Origin of the sequence: Ulvibacter litoralis, from assembly GCF_900102055.1 — a bacterium.
GTDB classification, from domain to species: domain Bacteria; phylum Bacteroidota; class Bacteroidia; order Flavobacteriales; family Flavobacteriaceae; genus Ulvibacter; species Ulvibacter litoralis.
Window position 1 is genome coordinate 867,238 of sequence record NZ_FNBA01000001.1, and the last position, 17,186, is coordinate 884,423.

Below are 17,186 nucleotides of genomic sequence, written 5' to 3' on the forward strand. Positions count from 1 at the left end.
TGCAAAAATAATTGTTTGTAAATTGACCTACTAATTTTTTATAGATTGAATTTATTTGAAAGTACATTAAAACTGAACGGTTTTCCAATTTCGGAAGCGAAAAAGAGACTGCAAGAGATTCAGGAAATTTCGGAAGCCGACTATGAAGCCTATGTAACTAAGGCTAGAATGGACATTGTTATGTTTCACCTGAACGAGAATCCGTTCTACCAATCGTTTGTGGGAAGCAAAACTGTTCCGCAATGGAAGGACCTTCCGATACTTCAAAAAAAGGACCTTCAGAAGCCTTTAAAAGAGCGTCTTTCTAAGGGATACGCCGAAAAAAACTGTTATCAAAATAAAACGTCCGGATCGAGCGGACATCCTTTTGTGTTTGCAAAAGATAAAATGTGCCATGCGCTTACGTGGGCCGAAATTTTAGATCGTTTTGGATGGTATAATATCAATTTCAACACTTCGCTACAGGCGCGTTTTTACGGAATTCCGTTAGATACTGTGGGCTATCAAAAAGAACGATTTAAAGATCGTTTAAGCAGCAGATATCGGTTTCCTATCTTTGATCTTTCAGAAGAAAAACTGGAACTTTTTTTAGAAAAATTCCGAAGTAAAAAATTTGATTACATCAATGGATATACCAGCTCAATTGTGTTGTTTGCTAAGTTTCTAAAGAAAAAAAATATAGTATTAACCACCATTTGCCCTAGCTTAAAACAATGCATCGTTACGAGTGAAATGTTGTACGATTCGGATAAAAAACTGCTTGAAACTACTTTTGGTGTGCCTGTGATTAACGAATACGGTGCGAGCGAATTGGACTTGATTGCTTTTACCAATGCGCAAGATGAATTTGTGGTGAATAGCGAGACTTTGTTTGTTGAAATTGTTGATGAAAACAATCAGCCAGTTCTACACGGAGAATCGGGACGTATTATCATCACCTCCCTTTACAACAAAGCACATCCCTTGATTCGGTATGATGTTGGTGATACTGGAATTTTATCGCCAGCGAGTACCTTCAAAAAACCTATTTTACAGCAACTTGTTGGGAGAACGAACGACGTGGCAACGCTTCCAAGTGGGAAAACAGTTCCTGGTTTGACGTTTTATTACGTGACGAAAAGTGTGATTGAAGACGACGGAAATGTGAGTGAATTTGTAATTGAACAAACGGCTTTAGACACCTTTAAAATTACCTATGTTTCTGAAAAAGCATTGACTTCGGAAGAAATTTCAACGATTAAAAAGGCGCTCTACACCTATTTGGAAGAAGGTCTTACCCTTACTTTTGAAAGAGTATCGGTGCTCAACCGAAACAATCGCGGAAAACTGAAGCAGTTTATTTCGAACCTATAATTTTTCTATTTGTTTGGGTCTTTCAACAAAGTATTCCCAGAAAAACAAGCCTAAATAATACACAGAAGCTATTTTAGAATGGCCTGCGTAGGTTCGGTAAAAATTATAATTATGCTTTATCAGCTTAAATTTATTGGCGCTCATCGAATTGGGGTGTACGCGATAAAAAGCCAGATCTTCCTGAAGCCCAAGCGCGGGTTTACCGCTTCTTTTAATGGCTTCTAACCAAACCGCCCAATCTTGTCGTTTTCGGATGTTAGGCGCGAGTATTTTGCCTAAAACGGACGCATTGTAGATTCCTGTTAAGTTTCCGACGTAATTATTACTATGCTGCTTTTTATACGACAGTGAAGGCAATGCGATAACGCGTTTGTACAAAGAATTTCCAACCTCATCAACATGTACGTAGCTTGTATACGAGACATCGCAAGAGTTGTTTTGCATAAACTGAAGTTGTTTTTCCAGTTTTTGAGGGTGCCACATATCATCTGAGTCTAAAAATGCAATGTAGGTTCCTGTTGCTAGTTCTGTAGCGTGGTTTCTACACACAGCTGCACCACGGTTTTCGGAAGAGGGTATTACTTTAATTCGGTCATCGGTACGCGCAAAATCATTCACAAGTACTAAAGAGTTGTCTGTAGACAGATCGTCCACTACAATAAGCTCCCAATGCGCGTACGTTTGTTTTTGAATACTAGTAATGGTTTCAGAAATATAATCTGCTGCATTATACAGCGGGGTGATAATGGAAACAAGGGGGTTCCCTTTTAGATTAATATGCTTTTTCTTCTCCTCGTATGGCATTGTAAACGGTCTGAAAAACAATTTTTATATCTAATAATAACGACCAGTTTTCTAAATAGAAAATATCGTATTTCACACGGTTAATAATATCGTCGTCATTTTCTACTTCCCCTCTATAACCACTCACTTGCGCAAGACCTGTGATTCCTGGTTTGATAAAATGACGCACCATAAATTTGTCAATACGTCCCGCATACATTTCTGTGTGACTCACCATATGCGGTCGAGGCCCCACAACAGACATTTCGCCTTTTAACACATTAATAAACTGTGGCAGTTCGTCTATACTCGTCTTTCTTATAATTCTACCTACCCTAGTAACTCGTGCATCTCCCTTAACTGCTTGAAATAAATGCGCTGTTGGACTCGGCTTCATAGACCTAAACTTATAACAAAAAAACTCTTTGTAATCTAAGCCGTTTCTCTTTTGCTTAAAAAACACGGGGCCTTTAGATTCTAGTTTAATGGCAAGCGCAAGTAAGGGCGTTAACCAAGATAAAAGTCCGACAATAATTGTTAATGATAAGAGAATATCAAACGTTCTTTTTATGAACTTATTTAGAGGTTCATCAATCGGAATCTTCCGAAGAGACAAAATAGGTAAAACACCGTAGTAAGTGAAATCGAGTTTTTTAGTATAGATGTCTTTATTATCGGGTAAAAACTTTAATATTTTAAGGTTATTATCTGTGAAATCGATGAGTTTATTTAAGTTTTCGTTGTTCAATTCTGCTACGGAAGAATATATTTCATCAATATTATTTTCCATCACATAATCAAAACAATCTTGCAACGTACTCTTATTGTTTCCTTTTAAATCAAATGTTTTTTGAAGCTGATACCCTAATTCTGGACGATCTAAAAACAATTTACGCAATTGCTCTGTTTTCTGATTTAAACCAATGATAACTACTTTTCTAGTATTCCCTCCTAGAAAAAGGCGGTATTTTTTAAGTAGGTAATAAATAGCAAATTTTATGACCCCTATTAATAACATCGTTGTAAAAACATACCGTATTATATCGTATGAATCTACTTGAAGTTCATTGTAAAAACCGAAAAAAGCAAATACAACTAAAAAGAACACGATCGCTTGCTTTCCAACTAACGAGAATAACCTTGAAACATGCGTAAATCTATAAATTTCGTAAAAGCTCGATTTCAAAGAAACAACAACCCAAGCAATTGAAATAAAAAAAATATAATTAAAGAAAAGAAAGTCTTGAAGAAAAAAATTATACGCTAAAATATGAATGATAGATAGATCTATTCCATATGAAATGGGTCTTAAAAATCCCGAATATCTCCCACTTCTAAATATCATTCCTGTTTAAATTCTATTTTAGTTAATTCTTATCTTTTTTATTCGCGTGCAAAAGTACAATATGTATTGTTTCCTTTAAGCTTTTATATCATTGTTTCTTAATGGATGGTATTGTGTCAATAAAATGATAAATACAAACCCAGCATAATAAGCTCCTAACTGTCTATGAAAAACGTTTTCCATTAAAAAATAGGACGTCACTACAACTAGTAAAGCAGTTAAGAAAAAGTCTTTTCTATTTTTAATGAATAAGGAAATTAAAAATGCTGTAAAGAGTATAATTGCAAACAAGCCTGCGCTTAAATAAAAATCTATAAATTGGTTGTGTGTATTATAGCGCTCAGAAACAAATGTATTTCTTTTAACTTCATTATCAATTTCGGTGGTATAACAGTTTGCTAAGTTATCTTTTGTTCCTGCAAAACCTAGTCCTTTTAAGTTTAGCCCTTTTTCCTTTATCACAATATTAGAACAATGCCAAACAACGGTTCTAACGTCCCAAGTGAGTGAGTTTTTGATGAAATCTGTTTTGGTTATTAAAACAGATTTAACAAAACCTTCTTTCTTCAAATCTTTTGTAAAAACAGTATATACAACACAAGAGACTGTTATTAATACAAGAGTCGCTATAACTTTACGGCTTTTGTGCTTCCCATAAAATTGCCTAAGTATTATAAGAACTAGCAGTATTAATAGGGCTATTTTTGAGACAATTAGGATTAAGAAAAGTACATTGATAATAATGTTGGCTAAGTAATACCGATTATTAGGATGAAACTTTGGTTTAAAAGAATTATATGAAATTAAAATACTTAAAACTGCTAAAAAACCTAAATAGATTCTATCTATTAAAAGAGACTCTATAAGCATTGGATAATCATTAAAAATGACACTCTCCAGTTTGTTATTTACTATTATGATGTTTATTATCGAAAAAAGTATGGTCGCCAAAGATGAAAAAATAATTACTTTTTTAAGCTTGACAATATCATTTATAGGAATGTACAGAACAAATAAGCCAAGACCTACAAAGACTTTTTTAATGATATTAAAATCTGTTTCAAATCTCCCAAAAACTAGAGAATTTAAAATCAGAAAGAGAAAAAAAGAAGAGAAAAAAAGTGCTGGAGTGGTTGTGAGCTTCTTCAAATCTGATTTTGAAACCACAAAAGGAAACGCTACAACCAATATTCCTAATAAGATATTTGGCAATACCCGTAAATAATTATCAAAGGGAAGCACCAAATACATCAAAAGGAAGGCATACGGGTAAATGGCTCCAAGAAGTATTTTCATAGGGGGTTGTTAAATTTTACCGAAAGATAAAAAACTAAGCTGTAACAGCACTTACGAAGTACCGCTATTTTTTTATTTACTTAATATGTTTCGAAAAATCTTTATGCTCACTCTTTTGTAAGTCTTCTTTAGAAAGATTTTTGAAATAATTATAAGTAAGCTTCATTCCTTCTGCCCTAGACACTTCAGGCTCCCAATTAAGAATTTCTTTCGCTTTTGAAATATCTGGTTGTCGTTGTAATGGATCGTCTTTTGGTAAAGGTTCAAATACAATTTTTTGTGTGGTACCTGTAAGTTTAATGACCTCCTTCGCAAAATCTAAAATGGTGATTTCGTTCGGGTTTCCAATATTTACGGGTAAAGAATAATCACTAAGTAATAAATTATACAATCCTCTAATTTGATCATCAACATAACAAAAAGAGCGTGTTTGCAGTCCATCACCAAAAACGGTTAAATCTTCTCCACGTAGTGCTTGTCCAATAAAGGCAGGTATTACTCTACCGTCATTGAGGCGCATTCTAGGACCGTAGGTGTTAAATATTCGGGCAATTCGAGTTTCTATGCCATGAAAACGGTGGTATGCCATCGTAATGGATTCTTGAAAACGTTTTGCTTCATCGTAAACGCCTCTTGGTCCGATAGTATTTACGTTTCCGTAGTATTCTTCTGTTTGCGGATGTACCAACGGATCTCCATATACTTCCGAAGTAGAAGCTATTAAAATTCGGGCATTTTTTTCCTTCGCCAATCCTAATAAATTATGCGTCCCTAACGAGCCTACTTTCAAAGTCTGAATTGGTATTTTAAGATAATCTATTGGGCTTGCTGGAGAGGCGAAATGAAGAATATAATCAACCTTTCCTGGCACGTGTACAAACTTGGTAATATCGTGATGGTGAAATTCAAAGAATTCATTTTTAAAAAGGTGTGCGATATTTTTTAAATCACCCGTAATGAGATTGTCCATCGCGATTACCTCATACCCTTCTTTTATAAACTTATCGCAAAGATGAGATCCTAAAAACCCAGCAGCACCTGTAATTAAAACTCTCTTATTCATTAATTTATTTCTTTTCTCCCTATAGAAATATACGTAAACCCTTCGGCCTGCAAATCTTCAGTATTGTATAAGTTTCTTCCATCAAAAATTGCAGGTTGATTTAATAACCCTTTAAGTTTCTGAAAGTTGGGGGTTCTAAATATACTCCATTCGGTACAAATAAGGAGAGCATCTGCTCCTTCAGTAGCACCATACATAGAATCTGCATAAGTCAATGTGTTTCCAAATGACTTTTTAATATTAGGCATTGCTTCTGGATCAAAAACAGTTAGTTCTGCACCCTTTTCAAGTAATGCTTTCATCATATAAATTGAAGGAGCCTCTCGTATATCGTCCGTTTCTGGCTTAAACGCAAGACCCCAAACTGCAATTTTTTTACCTGTAAGATTGTTTCCTAAATAAGCTTCTATTTTTGGAAGTAACACTGTTTTTTGAGCATCATTCACCTTGATTACCGATTCTAATATTTTAAAATCATAGTCCTTGTCTTTTCCTGCTTTCCGAAGTGCTTTCACATCTTTTGGAAAACAAGAACCTCCATATCCTATTCCTGGAAACAAGAAACGTTTTCCTATTCGTGAGTCTGATCCCATACCAGCTCTAACTTTATCTACATCGGCACCTACTTTCTCACAATAGTTAGCAATCTCGTTCATAAACGTGATTTTAGTGGCTAAAAATGAATTTGCAGCATATTTTGTTAACTCTGCCGATTTCTCATCCATCACAATAATTGGATTGCCAGAACGAACAAACGGACTGTAAAGGCGCTGCATTAGTTTCGTTGCTTTATCACTACTAGAGCCAATAATAATACGCTCGGGTTTTAAAAAGTCATCGACTGCAAATCCTTCTCTTAAAAATTCAGGGTTAGACACAACATCGAAATCGCAGCTTGCATTTGCTGCAATAACAGCATGTACTTTTTCAGCAGTTCCCACAGGAACTGTACTCTTATCTACAATCACTTTATACGATTGTATTTTCTTTCCAATTTCTTCAGAAACATTTAAAACATACGACAAGTCTGCCGATCCATCTTCGTCTTCAGGTGTTGGTAGTGCTAAAAAAATAATTTCACCAAAAACCAACCCTTCATCCAAAGATGTGGTGAATTTTAAACGATCTGCTTTAATATTTCTTTCAAACAAAACATCTAAGTGTGGTTCGTAAATTGGAACAACCCCGTTTTGCATTTTTGAAACTTTTTCAGCATCAATATCAACACAAATCACTTCATTTCCGGTTTCTGCCAGACATGTTCCTGTAACTAAGCCTACATATCCTGTTCCTACAACTGTTATTTTCATTATTTCTTGTAGAATTTTTCTTTAAGTACTAAAAGTATGAATTTCGTATTACCTACTAAATACCGCTTCCACATACGTTTGGGTTCTTGTAAAAATCGATAAAACCATTCGAGTCCAGAATTTTGCATCCATTGTGGAGCACGTTTAATTTTACCTGCAAAGACATCGAAACTTCCACCAACGCCCATGATAAAATTGACCTTAGAAAGTGATTTTTTATGTTTGTGAAGAAAGTTTTCTTTTTTAGGGGAGGTTATGGCTACAAAAAGCATTTGAGCATCAGAATTAACAATATCATTAATAATATCACATTCATCTTCTTCGTTAAAATAGCCGTTTCTATAGCCTGCAATAATAGATGATCTGTATTTTTTTTTGTAAATATCCACCAGTTTTAAAACAACCTCCTCTTTTGCACCAAGAAGGTAAATTTTATAGTTTTTTTTATGGGCCAATTCCACTAAGTTAGTCATTAAATCAGGCCCAGCGACACGTTCTTTTAAGGGCACACCTAAAAAATTTGATGCCCAGACTACTGCCTGTCCATCTACATTAACAATATCAGCGTTGTTAATGCTTTCTCGAAGCTCATTATCTTTTTGCAAACTGACCAGTACAGAGGCATTAACTGCCGCATGGTGCAGCTGCCTCTTTTCAGTAATGGCTTGCTCCACCAATACCAATGTATCCTGCATGGAAAGGTTATGAATATTGGAATTTAAAAAACTGATTTGAGAACCCATGTACATTAAGAAAACTAAGTGGCAAAAGTAGAGCTAATTGTAAATATATAAAAGAAACTTTTAATTTCTCTTTTTTAAAATAATGTATGCATAGCTAGTTAGTGCAGGGATGGGATTTTTAACAAGCCAATGTGCTTTTTTTTGTTCCAAATTATCTAAAAGGGGCATTTTTTTTCTATAGTATCCATGTCCAAAAAAACCAACATATTCTATGACTTCAAAACCAAGTGCTTCAAATTTTTTAATCGATTTCATTGAAGGCCCGCGACTCCAGCTATAATATGCCGGGAATTTTTCATGTTGGTAACGATCTCTGGGATTGAAAAAATTTAATAGCGTATCCGTAAATTTTTCCGGAAACATGCGATTTACTAAAAAGGGGAGTGCATATAATGTAGAAAAACAATGAACAGTAATACCCTCTGGTTCTAACAGATCATAAAGGTTTTTATAGTAAGTTTCTCCGTCTTTTATATGTTCATTAACCATTCTGCTGAAAATAAGTTGATATTTTTCTGAATGTGTTTTAGCAATGTTAGGTGTACATAAATCTGCCTCCCAAGTTGAATATATCGTTGAAGCCTTTAAAAGTTCTTCACCCGACAAGTCATTTGTAGTATATTGGATTCCTAAACTTGAGACAGTCTTTGGTGTGAGAGTAGGGTTTGCGCCAGATCCAATTTCCAACATCTTTTTGGAGTTGTATTTTTGCATCAATTGCAGTAAAAATTCTGGGGCTTTCTCCCATCCGGGAAATTCAGATGTATATCTATACTTTATGTTCATACTGTAAAAATACTCTTATTTAAAGAAAAATAATTTTTGTATTGACAGAGAATTTGAGCAATTAAAAAATTGCTCAAATTCTACTTCATTAAATTTATTTATAATGATTTTTTTTGTCATCAATATTAATTTTATAAAGGTAAAATGCCAATGTAAAATATATAAGCCAAAAGTATGTAGAAGAATGTGGCAATTCTAAAATGACATTAAAACTTGCCCAAATCGACACTCCCACTAATGATAATAGTAAAAATTTAAGTAAATTATTTTTAACCGGCTGGGCTCCATAAAAAATCCTTCTAATTGGATAAAAAAGCAGTAAGACCCATCCTCCTAAATGGTATAACATAGTTATAAATGAATTGTGAGGAGGGACAAGGTAAATACTTTCCGGTTTTTTAAATACTAAAACAAAATCGTTTGCTTGTTTAGCGACATCTGCAGAAAGATAAGGAATACCAAAGCCATTACCATACATAATACTGAAGTTTTCCGTAATTTTTGTTAGTAATTTATTCCAATAAAATAGCCTTGCATCAGCATTTCCATCTGTAAATGACGCAACGAAAAACCATAACCCGATACAACTCAATATTGCAAATGTTGATACTAAAATCTTGATTTTTAAAGATGCGCTAATAAAAAAATAAAAAAATAAAACTATTATCACAGCCAAATAGGCAGAGTCATGACCGAAACTAAATGAAGTTATCAATAACAATAAAAAGACCCCTATTTTTTTATACCTTTTTAGAAACACAAGACCTAAAGCTGTTGCCGTTATGACTGATGGTACAGTTAAGGGCGAAAAATAATTGCGCCTTGAAAAGGGGTTTGCATCAATATCAAAAAAAATATAGAAGATATATCCCAGTTGTAAGATAGTTGCTAAAATTGCTATCGCTGCTATTATTTGTACTAAAATTTGCAATCCGTTTTTAAGCCCTGCAACAGCCTTAAATATAAAATAAGATTGAATAAGGTATCCAAACACCATAAATTGCCTAAGGTAAATATATAAATTACCTTCTGGATGGAACTTAAATATAATTGAGATTCCCAAATAAATTAATGAGATCAAACCCACTATCTCTATAGCCTTTACTCTAAAATCTGATTTAAAGGTTAAGGAAAACAAAAATGTAATTAATAAAACTACATCATGGCAATACAGGTTTGGGTAAAATGCGCTTTTAGTATATGCCCTGCCTAAAAACAAGAGAAGCAGTAAATCGAGGACGATAAGCCCAACAAAAGTTTTTTCTTTTAAAGTTAAAGAAAGATAATTAGCTTTAAAAGAATCTAAATTAAACATACATTGTTTCATTGTTTGCAAAGACCCTTTATTCAATCAAATATTTCGCAAAATTAAGGATTAAATACGCTTTTGCCTTCATGAAAAAGATTAAAATGATGTTTGAAAAAATATAATGAGAAATTTTGTTCCGAAACTAAATCCATCTTTATTAGATTAGTTTAAAAAATAAAGCTTGATTTTTACATATTAAATACTACAATTACCATCAATTATATCTTGTTGAGTAGGATTGTAACCGTTATAAGAGACATCATAGGCTCCAACATTACCATTGGTTATGAGGTTGGTAATTCCACAAAAATCCTTTAAATGATCGTTATTAAAGATTATTAGTTCCTCTACACTAAATAAGCTTGTAAATCCATCAAGATTAGTAAGATTACTGTTAGTTCCAAAATCACGTATTGTCAACTTGTCTGTAACAACACCTAAATTGTCCATACTTATTGTGGTAAGGTCATAATTACTCCCGTCAATTTCAAATACTCCTACCTGGGTAATATTATCTGCGATAAACGTTTCTAAATTAAAATTTCCACTTATACGCATATCAGCTACTTCGGTTAGATTTTCAAAATTAATATCACTAATTAAATCAGAATTAACAATATATAAGGACCCTTCTATTTTTGATAAATTACCTAAATCTAGATTAGTTAAGCTTTGGTTATCATCAAACCTCACATCTTTCGCTATAGTCATATTGCCAAAGTTTACATCTGTTAAGGAATAATTTATTTTGATAAAAAGTGATGTGGGCTCTGCTCTATTCTGTAGGCTCTCTAAATTTAAAACAGGAACTCGTGATCCCCTAAGTGTTAAGCTCTTTAAATTTGAAAGATTAGAAAACTCTATAGCAGTAAGTTGATAATTTTCGTCAATGACTAAATCTTCTGCTTTTACAAGATTATTTGCCTCAAAAGTCTCTAAACTTGGGTTTTGCTTTATTTTGCTATAGCCATTTAACTCGGTTAAATTGTTGAAGGCAATTGAAGTAATTTTAGAACAATTCTCTATTGTAAAATTATCTTCAATTTTTGTAAGTTCTTCTAATTGTATATTTAATAAGTCTCGATTTCTAGAAAACTCTAACGAAAAAAGGTGAGTAAGATTGTTAAGATTAATACTTTCAAGTATGGGATTACCAATTATTGTAACGGATGGAGGTACTTCGGGTGTACGCAAACTCTCTAAGTTAATGTGTAATAGTCTAGTATTTATAATTTCTAAGGTTTTAAAGCTCTCTAAACTATCAAATATATCTATGTTATTTAGCAATGAGTTCCCACTTATTAGTAAATTATCAACGTCAGTAAGATTATCAAGGCCTTCGAGACTCGTTAAAACGGTATTATATTGGATTTCTAAGGTTTTTACATTTCTAAGGTTTTTTAAGGAACTTAGGTCATCGATGTCATTTTCCGCAACGCAGCCAATACAGATTGTGCCCTCTACACTTGAGTATCCCATTTTGCCAAAGTCTTCTACTTCTTTTTGAGTACGCAACCATACATCACCCACATAATTACTTGTAGCGTTTGTGGAATCATCGTCTTTATTACAACCGATAATGAAGAATAGAAATAGTGAGAATAAGAAGGCTTTTTTCATTGGAAATAGTTTTTAATACAGCAGTATTAATCTTAAATATACAATTGTTAATTGTTAATTGTTAATTGTTAATTAAATTTAGTTATATTTAATTGAAATAGCAACTTTTATAATTTTGTGACATGAAAAAACTTACCTATTTATTTTTAGCCTTTGTAATCGTTAGTTGTAGTAGTGATGATACTTCACCCATTATTACATTATTAGGAGAACCTAGCGTTAATATTGCTCAACACACAAGTTATACAGATGCGGGCGCAACCGCTACAGATAATGAAGATGGAGACTTAACTTCAAGTATAGTTACCACTGGAACTGTAGATGTCGACTCAAAAGGCTCTTATATCATTAAGTATAGCGTTTCTGATGCAGCCGGTAATGCAACTTCAACTTCAAGACTAATAACTGTAGTTGAAAACGAGAAGCCTGTTTATTTGGACACAAACGGCATCACCATAAAGGCGAGAGAATGGGCGGATGTAGGTGCTATCGGCGAAATAAATGGCGTCACCTATACAGTAGTTAATAAAGCAATGTTGTCTAATATGATTGAAAATGGTGATAATGTTACCAAAGTAGCAACTACTAAAGTGACTGATATGAGCGCTATGTTTTATGAAGCTTTTACATTTAATCAAGACATTGGAAATTGGGATGTGAGTAATGTGACAACTATGAGGGGTATGTTTTATCGAGCTAATACATTTAATCAAGATATTGGAAATTGGGATGTGAGTAATGTGACAAGTATGAGGGAAATGTTTGTTTACGCTGATGCATTTAATCAAGACATTGGAAATTGGGATGTGAGTAATGTGACAAGTATGAGGGAAATGTTTGTTTCCGCTGATGCATTTAATCAAGACATTGGAAATTGGGATGTGAGTAATGTGACAGATATGAGCGAAATGTTTCATTACGCTGATGCATTTAATCAAGGCATCGGAAATTGGGATGTGAATAATGTGACTAATATGAGTTATATGTTTCTTAACGCTGATGCATTTAATCAAGACATTGGAAATTGGGATGTGAGTAATGTGACTAATATGGAGAATATGTTTAAAGACTCTGATGTATTTAATCAAGACATTGGAAACTGGGATGTAAGTAATGTGACTAATATGGTGGGTATGTTTAAAGACTCTGATGTATTTAATCAACACATTGGAAATTGGAATGTGAGTAGTGTGACTAATATGGGTTATATGTTTAATAACGCTGATGCATTTAATCAAGACATTGGAAATTGGAATGTGAGTAGTGTGACTAATATGAGTTATATGTTTAATAACGCTGATGCATTTAATCAACACATTGGTAATTGGAATGTGGGTAACGTGAATAAGATGGAGAGAATGTTTGATGACGCTGATGCATTTAATCAAGACATTGGAAATTGGAATGTGAGTAATGTGACAAATATGAGGTATATGTTTGTTTCCGCTGATGCATTTAATCAAAACATTGGCAACTGGGATGTGGGTAACGTGACTAATATGGAGGGTATTTTTAATGACGCTGATGCATTTAATCAAGACATTGGAAATTGGAATGTGGGTAACGTAACTAATATGAAGACAATGTTTTATAACGCTGATTCATTTAATCAAGATATTGGAAATTGGAATGTGAGTAATGTGACAACTATGAACGCTATGTTTGGTGGTGATTTTGGCGGTAGCTATCCATTTAATCAGGATATTGGAAATTGGGATGTGAGTAATGTGACAAATATGTGGGCTATGTTTGGTAATGCCAATGCGTTTAATCAAGACATTGGAAGTTGGGATGTGAGTAATGTAACAAATATGCGTGGGATGTTTGCTGACGTTATTTCATTTAATCAAGATTTAAGTTCTTGGAACGTAAGTTCTGTTATTGATTGTTATAGGTTTTATACTAGTAACAGCACCCAATGGACATTGCCAAGACCTATTTTTACTAATAATTGTTGGTATTAATCCATAAAAACACTTCTTTATCAGGCACTATGTTTTTATTGAATTCCAAGGAATTAATTAGAAAATGGATTTAATTAAAAAACGCTATCAAATATACGGGAGAAATCACTTAGAAGTGGATCAATTTAATTGATCCAGAATGCCCTCCAGCTTAAAGTTTCGTACATTTTCTTTTACATCTTAGAAACATGGTAAGTGGTTAAAGCAGATTTAACTAGAGCGTCTTTTGTATAAGCTATAGCCTCTTTATTATTATAAACCTTGGTTAAGTCTTGATATTTAACGGCTAATGTTTAGCCAAGACGTCATCAATTATAGTTTCGAAGTTTTTAATTAAAATTTCTTCAGTATATTTTTCATTGAATTCTTTCTTGTTGTTCTCTTTAATAATTTCTAGTTTTTGTGGGTTTTTAATTAAGTATTTCATCCTCTCTGCTAAAGCCTCTACATCCTTTTGAGGCACTAAGAAACCATTTTTATTTTCTTGCACCATACTAGGTATAGCACCATTATCTGTAGATAAAACCACCAAACCTGTTTGGTATGCTTCGAGAATGGACAATGGAAAGCATTCATTTTTATAAAAGGTGGGAAGTACAAATACATCAGATTTTAGTAAATGTTTATACTTTTTCTGGTTGAATGCTGGGCCAAATAATTTAACATTTGTTAACCCGTTTTGACTGATGTATTCTTCAAGCTGTTCTATAGTAACATCAGAGGATGGGCCTACGATATGAACTTTAAATTGATTGTCGTATTTTTTTAAATTTCGGACTGCTTCGAGGAACACCAAAATGCCTTTGTCTTTCATTAAGTTTGACAAATAGATAAAAGTAGGAATGCTGTTGGTCCTTTTAGTGTCAATTGTAGTCACATCAATTTGCTTGACTCCATTGGGTAAAAAATATGGAGTTTTAGGGTAGATATCTTTTATATCGTTCTTAAGGGCTTCAGCTAGCTGTATAACCTCAACGTTTTTAAAAACGAATTTATAGATTTTCCTTTTCAGTTTGTTCTGTATTTCATTCTTAATGCCTTTTCCGTGTAGATGAAATACGATATTTTTTCTGAAAATTTTTAAGATGCATACCGAAATTGCGTCTTTATAAAATGCGAAGCCAAGTGGTGAAAGCGTAAAATAAACAAGGTCATACTTATTTGACAGAAGTTTAACTATCAATTTAAAATATATTGAAAATGCTCCAAAAATTTTACCTAGTGAGAAGTTTCCCAGTCCTTCCATTTTATTTGACAATTGGATAGGGATGGTATCTATAGTGTATTTGTTGTTCAAAAGTTCACTTTCTGCCAACAGTTTGTTCATCAAAGAAGCTCCGTGAACTGGTGGAGGCAATTGAACCAAAAATAAAATCTTACTCTTTTTCATATCTAAGCAAAATTAAATAATAGATACTTGTAAAAAACACAATTCCTTTGTTAAGACCAAAGATGTTTTCAGTAACACTACAAATAGTGATCATGGCTATGATAGCGAATAATAAAAAATCATTGGTAGTAAGGCTTTTATAGAGTCCTGCAATTAAAAAAATTAAATATGCAAGTACTCCCAGTATTCCTAGTGTCACTAAATAATGTAAATACTGGTTATGGGTGTTGAATCGTTTATTAATACCAATTGTAAAGTTTTTCTTTTGGTACATTTCATCTAACTTATCTTGTGTGCAACCAACTCCGCTTCCAATAAGTATGTTGTTTTCTTTAAAAACTTCAAGAGCACATTCCCACTTTGCTAATCTAATATTTAATGAATTCCAATTTCTACTATGAACATCTTCTTCAATACTATAATTAAACACTTCTCCGTCAAAAACTTTTGCCTTTTGGTAAAAAATTGTGGCTGGCATTAAAATAATTATTAGGAGTACACCAAGTTTTTTAAAATTAATTTTCCTTCTACTCAATGTCGTTAAAAAGAATAGAAGCACTATAAAATAAACTGAAAGTACTGCAAATGATTGTAATAAATATATTCCAACTGCGAAAAGTATAAGGATAAGACCTCTTATTATTTTTATCTTTTTACGCTGATCCTTGAAATTATATAAGAGAATACAAGAGGAAAAAACCAGATACATTCCAAAGTAAACAGCATGAATGTCGAACGGCTTAGTAAACCTATGGTAAAAAAAATAGTTTTCATTTACTAAGTTTTCAGGGTTAAATATATATAATGATCCTGTAGACCAAAAGTTATAAGATGCTGTTGCTAAAAAGAAGAATAAAACTATTAAACACCCATAAACAAACAAATTTAATATCTTATTTATCTGCTCATTAGATATATTCAGGGTAGGCACAAAAAGAAAAAATATAATAAATGAGAGTGTTTTCTCAATCATTTTCAATCCACTCTCTAGATTACAGGTGTATGTTAATGAAAAGACAGATAAAAGAAAAAGAATGAAAAAGAAGTAATTAATGAAGTTCTGATTCAATGTCACTCTTCTTATATTCAGTAAGCTAAAAAAAATGAAAATGAAAATAGCAATATTATTTAATAACATTGGAAAAGGAATGGTGAAGATTACTAACCCAAATGAAAAATAATGAAGTTTATCAATTAGACTCTTGGACAGCATTATTTTCTTTTATATTAAGATTAATAAATAATTCCAAAAACATAATAACCGTAAAATAATCAAACCAATAATCTAAAACAAAAAAGCCAAGTGTTGTTAGTATGAGTATTCTCCCATAAGTCATTCTATTCCAATTTCTTATTGTATAAAACAAGTATATGATAAATAGAATTATTCCGAAGAAGCCAAACTCTCCTAGTATTTGATTATAAAAAGAGAAGGGCTGATTGTGCGTTCCATCCTTATAGCTGATAGCTAGTATCTTATTGTTCCACAATTGAAAGTGATTATCCTCAAATGCTTGAGATTTATATCTCATTTTCTTTGGAAACCATGCCGTGTAATCTCCAGCGGTTAAAAAAGCAGTTCTAGAAGAAAATTTTCCTGCTCCCTCTCCAAAAAAGAAACTTTTCGGACTACTTATCGCATTTTCTATGGTTTCTTCAAAAGAAATCATTTTTCTTGGAGGATCTACTTTGCTGTTAAGGTTATCAGTAAGGATAAATTTAACATAACTTAGATTGTTAGGCGTTACAATGGCCAATGTGAAAACCATTGCAGCCATAGCTCCTACTATCTTTAGTTTGGTTTTTATTCCTAACATAAAAAACACATACAGTGTTGCTATAATCGCGAATATGAAAACACCGCTCATATAAGTAGCACAAAGCATCGATATGATTGCAAGAATAACTTTCCAGTCTTTTTTATATGCATAGAACACAGTGTAAAAAGACATAATTATCATAGAAATTGAAGAGTTTGAAAACACTCCTTTTAGGTGATCTCCAGTTGATTGTCCGTATGAGAACATTGTACTTGAAAATGGATTCAATGTTTTTGTCTCTAACACCACAATTATAAACTGATACACTAACATTACTAAGTTTATAATAAAAAAGGAGTCCAAAAATTTCTTTGTGTATTCTATACTAAAATTTACTGTTATGCTTTTTATAACCAAAAAAGCCAGAAAGGCTAAAAGCCAAAAAAGGAGTGCAATTCCAGAAT

The 17,186-nt window shown here is 32.8% G+C and carries 15 protein-coding genes; 3 read left to right on the forward strand and 12 right to left on the reverse strand.

Features of this window, described 5'->3' with window-relative positions:
- Window positions 1-45 precede the first annotated feature (45 nt).
- Window positions 46-1,353: a phenylacetate--CoA ligase family protein gene (locus BLQ00_RS04015; RefSeq protein ID WP_093140811.1), complete on the forward strand. Its 1,308-nt coding sequence runs from the start codon at window positions 46-48 to the stop codon at window positions 1,351-1,353.
- Here BLQ00_RS04015 and BLQ00_RS04020 read toward each other — a convergent pair.
- From BLQ00_RS04020 to BLQ00_RS17700, 3 genes are all read right to left on the reverse strand, one after another.
- Entirely contained in the window at window positions 1,348-2,157 is an 810-nt protein-coding gene (locus tag BLQ00_RS04020; protein WP_093140813.1) for a glycosyltransferase family 2 protein, read from the reverse strand. The genes BLQ00_RS04015 and BLQ00_RS04020 overlap by 6 nt on opposite strands.
- Window positions 2,126-3,481: an exopolysaccharide biosynthesis polyprenyl glycosylphosphotransferase gene (locus BLQ00_RS04025; protein WP_093140816.1), complete on the reverse strand. Its 1,356-nt coding sequence runs from the start codon at window positions 3,479-3,481 to the stop codon at window positions 2,126-2,128. The genes BLQ00_RS04020 and BLQ00_RS04025 overlap by 32 nt, the downstream gene beginning before the upstream one ends.
- A 75-nt stretch (window positions 3,482-3,556) precedes the next feature.
- Complete coding sequence (locus tag BLQ00_RS17700) at window positions 3,557-4,051, reverse strand: hypothetical protein (RefSeq protein WP_139149357.1); 495 nt, start codon at window positions 4,049-4,051, stop codon at window positions 3,557-3,559.
- 370 nt (window positions 4,052-4,421) lie between these two features.
- On the opposite strand from BLQ00_RS17700, the gene BLQ00_RS17705 reads away from it, so the two are divergent.
- Entirely contained in the window at window positions 4,422-4,706 is a 285-nt protein-coding gene (locus BLQ00_RS17705; RefSeq protein ID WP_139149358.1) for a hypothetical protein, read from the forward strand.
- 147 nt (window positions 4,707-4,853) lie between these two features.
- On the opposite strand, the gene BLQ00_RS04035 is transcribed toward BLQ00_RS17705, so the two are convergent.
- From BLQ00_RS04035 to BLQ00_RS04060, 6 genes are all read right to left on the reverse strand, one after another.
- On the reverse strand, window positions 4,854-5,840 hold the full coding sequence (locus BLQ00_RS04035; protein WP_093140822.1) for a UDP-glucuronic acid decarboxylase family protein: 987 nt from the start codon (window positions 5,838-5,840) through the stop codon (window positions 4,854-4,856).
- Window positions 5,840-7,150 (reverse strand): UDP-glucose dehydrogenase family protein, encoded by a 1,311-nt coding sequence (locus BLQ00_RS04040; protein WP_093140824.1) that lies wholly within the window; start codon window positions 7,148-7,150, stop codon window positions 5,840-5,842. Before BLQ00_RS04040 ends, BLQ00_RS04035 begins: the two co-directional genes overlap by 1 nt.
- Complete coding sequence (locus BLQ00_RS04045; protein WP_229792576.1) at window positions 7,150-7,845, reverse strand: WecB/TagA/CpsF family glycosyltransferase; 696 nt, start codon at window positions 7,843-7,845, stop codon at window positions 7,150-7,152. Before BLQ00_RS04045 ends, BLQ00_RS04040 begins: the two co-directional genes overlap by 1 nt.
- A gap of 108 nt (window positions 7,846-7,953) precedes the next feature.
- Window positions 7,954-8,679: a class I SAM-dependent methyltransferase gene (locus BLQ00_RS04050; RefSeq protein ID WP_093140829.1), complete on the reverse strand. Its 726-nt coding sequence runs from the start codon at window positions 8,677-8,679 to the stop codon at window positions 7,954-7,956.
- A 94-nt stretch (window positions 8,680-8,773) separates the two neighbouring features.
- Window positions 8,774-9,994: a hypothetical protein gene (locus tag BLQ00_RS04055; protein ID WP_139149359.1), complete on the reverse strand. Its 1,221-nt coding sequence runs from the start codon at window positions 9,992-9,994 to the stop codon at window positions 8,774-8,776.
- Between the two features lie 189 nt (window positions 9,995-10,183).
- Window positions 10,184-11,608: a leucine-rich repeat domain-containing protein gene (locus BLQ00_RS04060; RefSeq protein ID WP_093140834.1), complete on the reverse strand. Its 1,425-nt coding sequence runs from the start codon at window positions 11,606-11,608 to the stop codon at window positions 10,184-10,186.
- A 122-nt stretch (window positions 11,609-11,730) separates the two neighbouring features.
- Between BLQ00_RS04060 and BLQ00_RS04065 the strand changes: the two genes are divergently transcribed.
- Entirely contained in the window at window positions 11,731-13,572 is a 1,842-nt protein-coding gene (locus BLQ00_RS04065; RefSeq protein ID WP_093140837.1) for a BspA family leucine-rich repeat surface protein, read from the forward strand.
- A gap of 286 nt (window positions 13,573-13,858) precedes the next feature.
- Here the strand turns inward: BLQ00_RS04065 and BLQ00_RS04070 are convergent, their stop codons facing one another.
- From BLQ00_RS04070 to BLQ00_RS04080, 3 genes are read right to left on the reverse strand one after another with little or no spacing between them, the layout of a single operon-like run.
- Entirely contained in the window at window positions 13,859-14,962 is a 1,104-nt protein-coding gene (locus BLQ00_RS04070; RefSeq protein ID WP_093140840.1) for a glycosyltransferase family 4 protein, read from the reverse strand.
- Window positions 14,949-16,175 (reverse strand): O-antigen ligase family protein, encoded by a 1,227-nt coding sequence (locus BLQ00_RS17890; RefSeq protein WP_093140842.1) that lies wholly within the window; start codon window positions 16,173-16,175, stop codon window positions 14,949-14,951. Before BLQ00_RS17890 ends, BLQ00_RS04070 begins: the two co-directional genes overlap by 14 nt.
- Window positions 16,153-17,085 (reverse strand): hypothetical protein, encoded by a 933-nt coding sequence (locus tag BLQ00_RS04080; protein WP_189342858.1) that lies wholly within the window; start codon window positions 17,083-17,085, stop codon window positions 16,153-16,155. The genes BLQ00_RS17890 and BLQ00_RS04080 overlap by 23 nt, the downstream gene beginning before the upstream one ends.
- Window positions 17,086-17,186 lie beyond the last annotated feature (101 nt).

Excerpts from the sequence above, each read along its gene's own strand:
- BLQ00_RS04020 (WP_093140813.1), bottom strand. The coding sequence starts at position 2,157 with ATGCCATACGAGGAGAAGAAAAAGCATATTAATCTAAAAGGGAACCCC.
- BLQ00_RS04025 (WP_093140816.1), bottom strand. The coding sequence starts at position 3,481 with ATGATATTTAGAAGTGGGAGATATTCGGGATTTTTAAGACCCATTTCA.
- BLQ00_RS17705 (WP_139149358.1), top strand. The coding sequence starts at position 4,422 with ATGGTCGCCAAAGATGAAAAAATAATTACTTTTTTAAGCTTGACAATA.
- BLQ00_RS04035 (WP_093140822.1), bottom strand. The coding sequence starts at position 5,840 with ATGAATAAGAGAGTTTTAATTACAGGTGCTGCTGGGTTTTTAGGATCT.
- BLQ00_RS04040 (WP_093140824.1), bottom strand. The coding sequence starts at position 7,150 with ATGAAAATAACAGTTGTAGGAACAGGATATGTAGGCTTAGTTACAGGA.
- BLQ00_RS04045 (WP_229792576.1), bottom strand. The coding sequence starts at position 7,845 with ATGCAGGATACATTGGTATTGGTGGAGCAAGCCATTACTGAAAAGAGG.
- BLQ00_RS04050 (WP_093140829.1), bottom strand. The coding sequence starts at position 8,679 with ATGAACATAAAGTATAGATATACATCTGAATTTCCCGGATGGGAGAAA.
- BLQ00_RS04055 (WP_139149359.1), bottom strand. The coding sequence starts at position 9,994 with ATGTTTAATTTAGATTCTTTTAAAGCTAATTATCTTTCTTTAACTTTA.
- BLQ00_RS04060 (WP_093140834.1), bottom strand. The coding sequence starts at position 11,608 with ATGAAAAAAGCCTTCTTATTCTCACTATTTCTATTCTTCATTATCGGT.
- BLQ00_RS04065 (WP_093140837.1), top strand. The coding sequence starts at position 11,731 with ATGAAAAAACTTACCTATTTATTTTTAGCCTTTGTAATCGTTAGTTGT.
- BLQ00_RS04070 (WP_093140840.1), bottom strand. The coding sequence starts at position 14,962 with ATGAAAAAGAGTAAGATTTTATTTTTGGTTCAATTGCCTCCACCAGTT.
- BLQ00_RS17890 (WP_093140842.1), bottom strand. The coding sequence starts at position 16,175 with ATGCTGTCCAAGAGTCTAATTGATAAACTTCATTATTTTTCATTTGGG.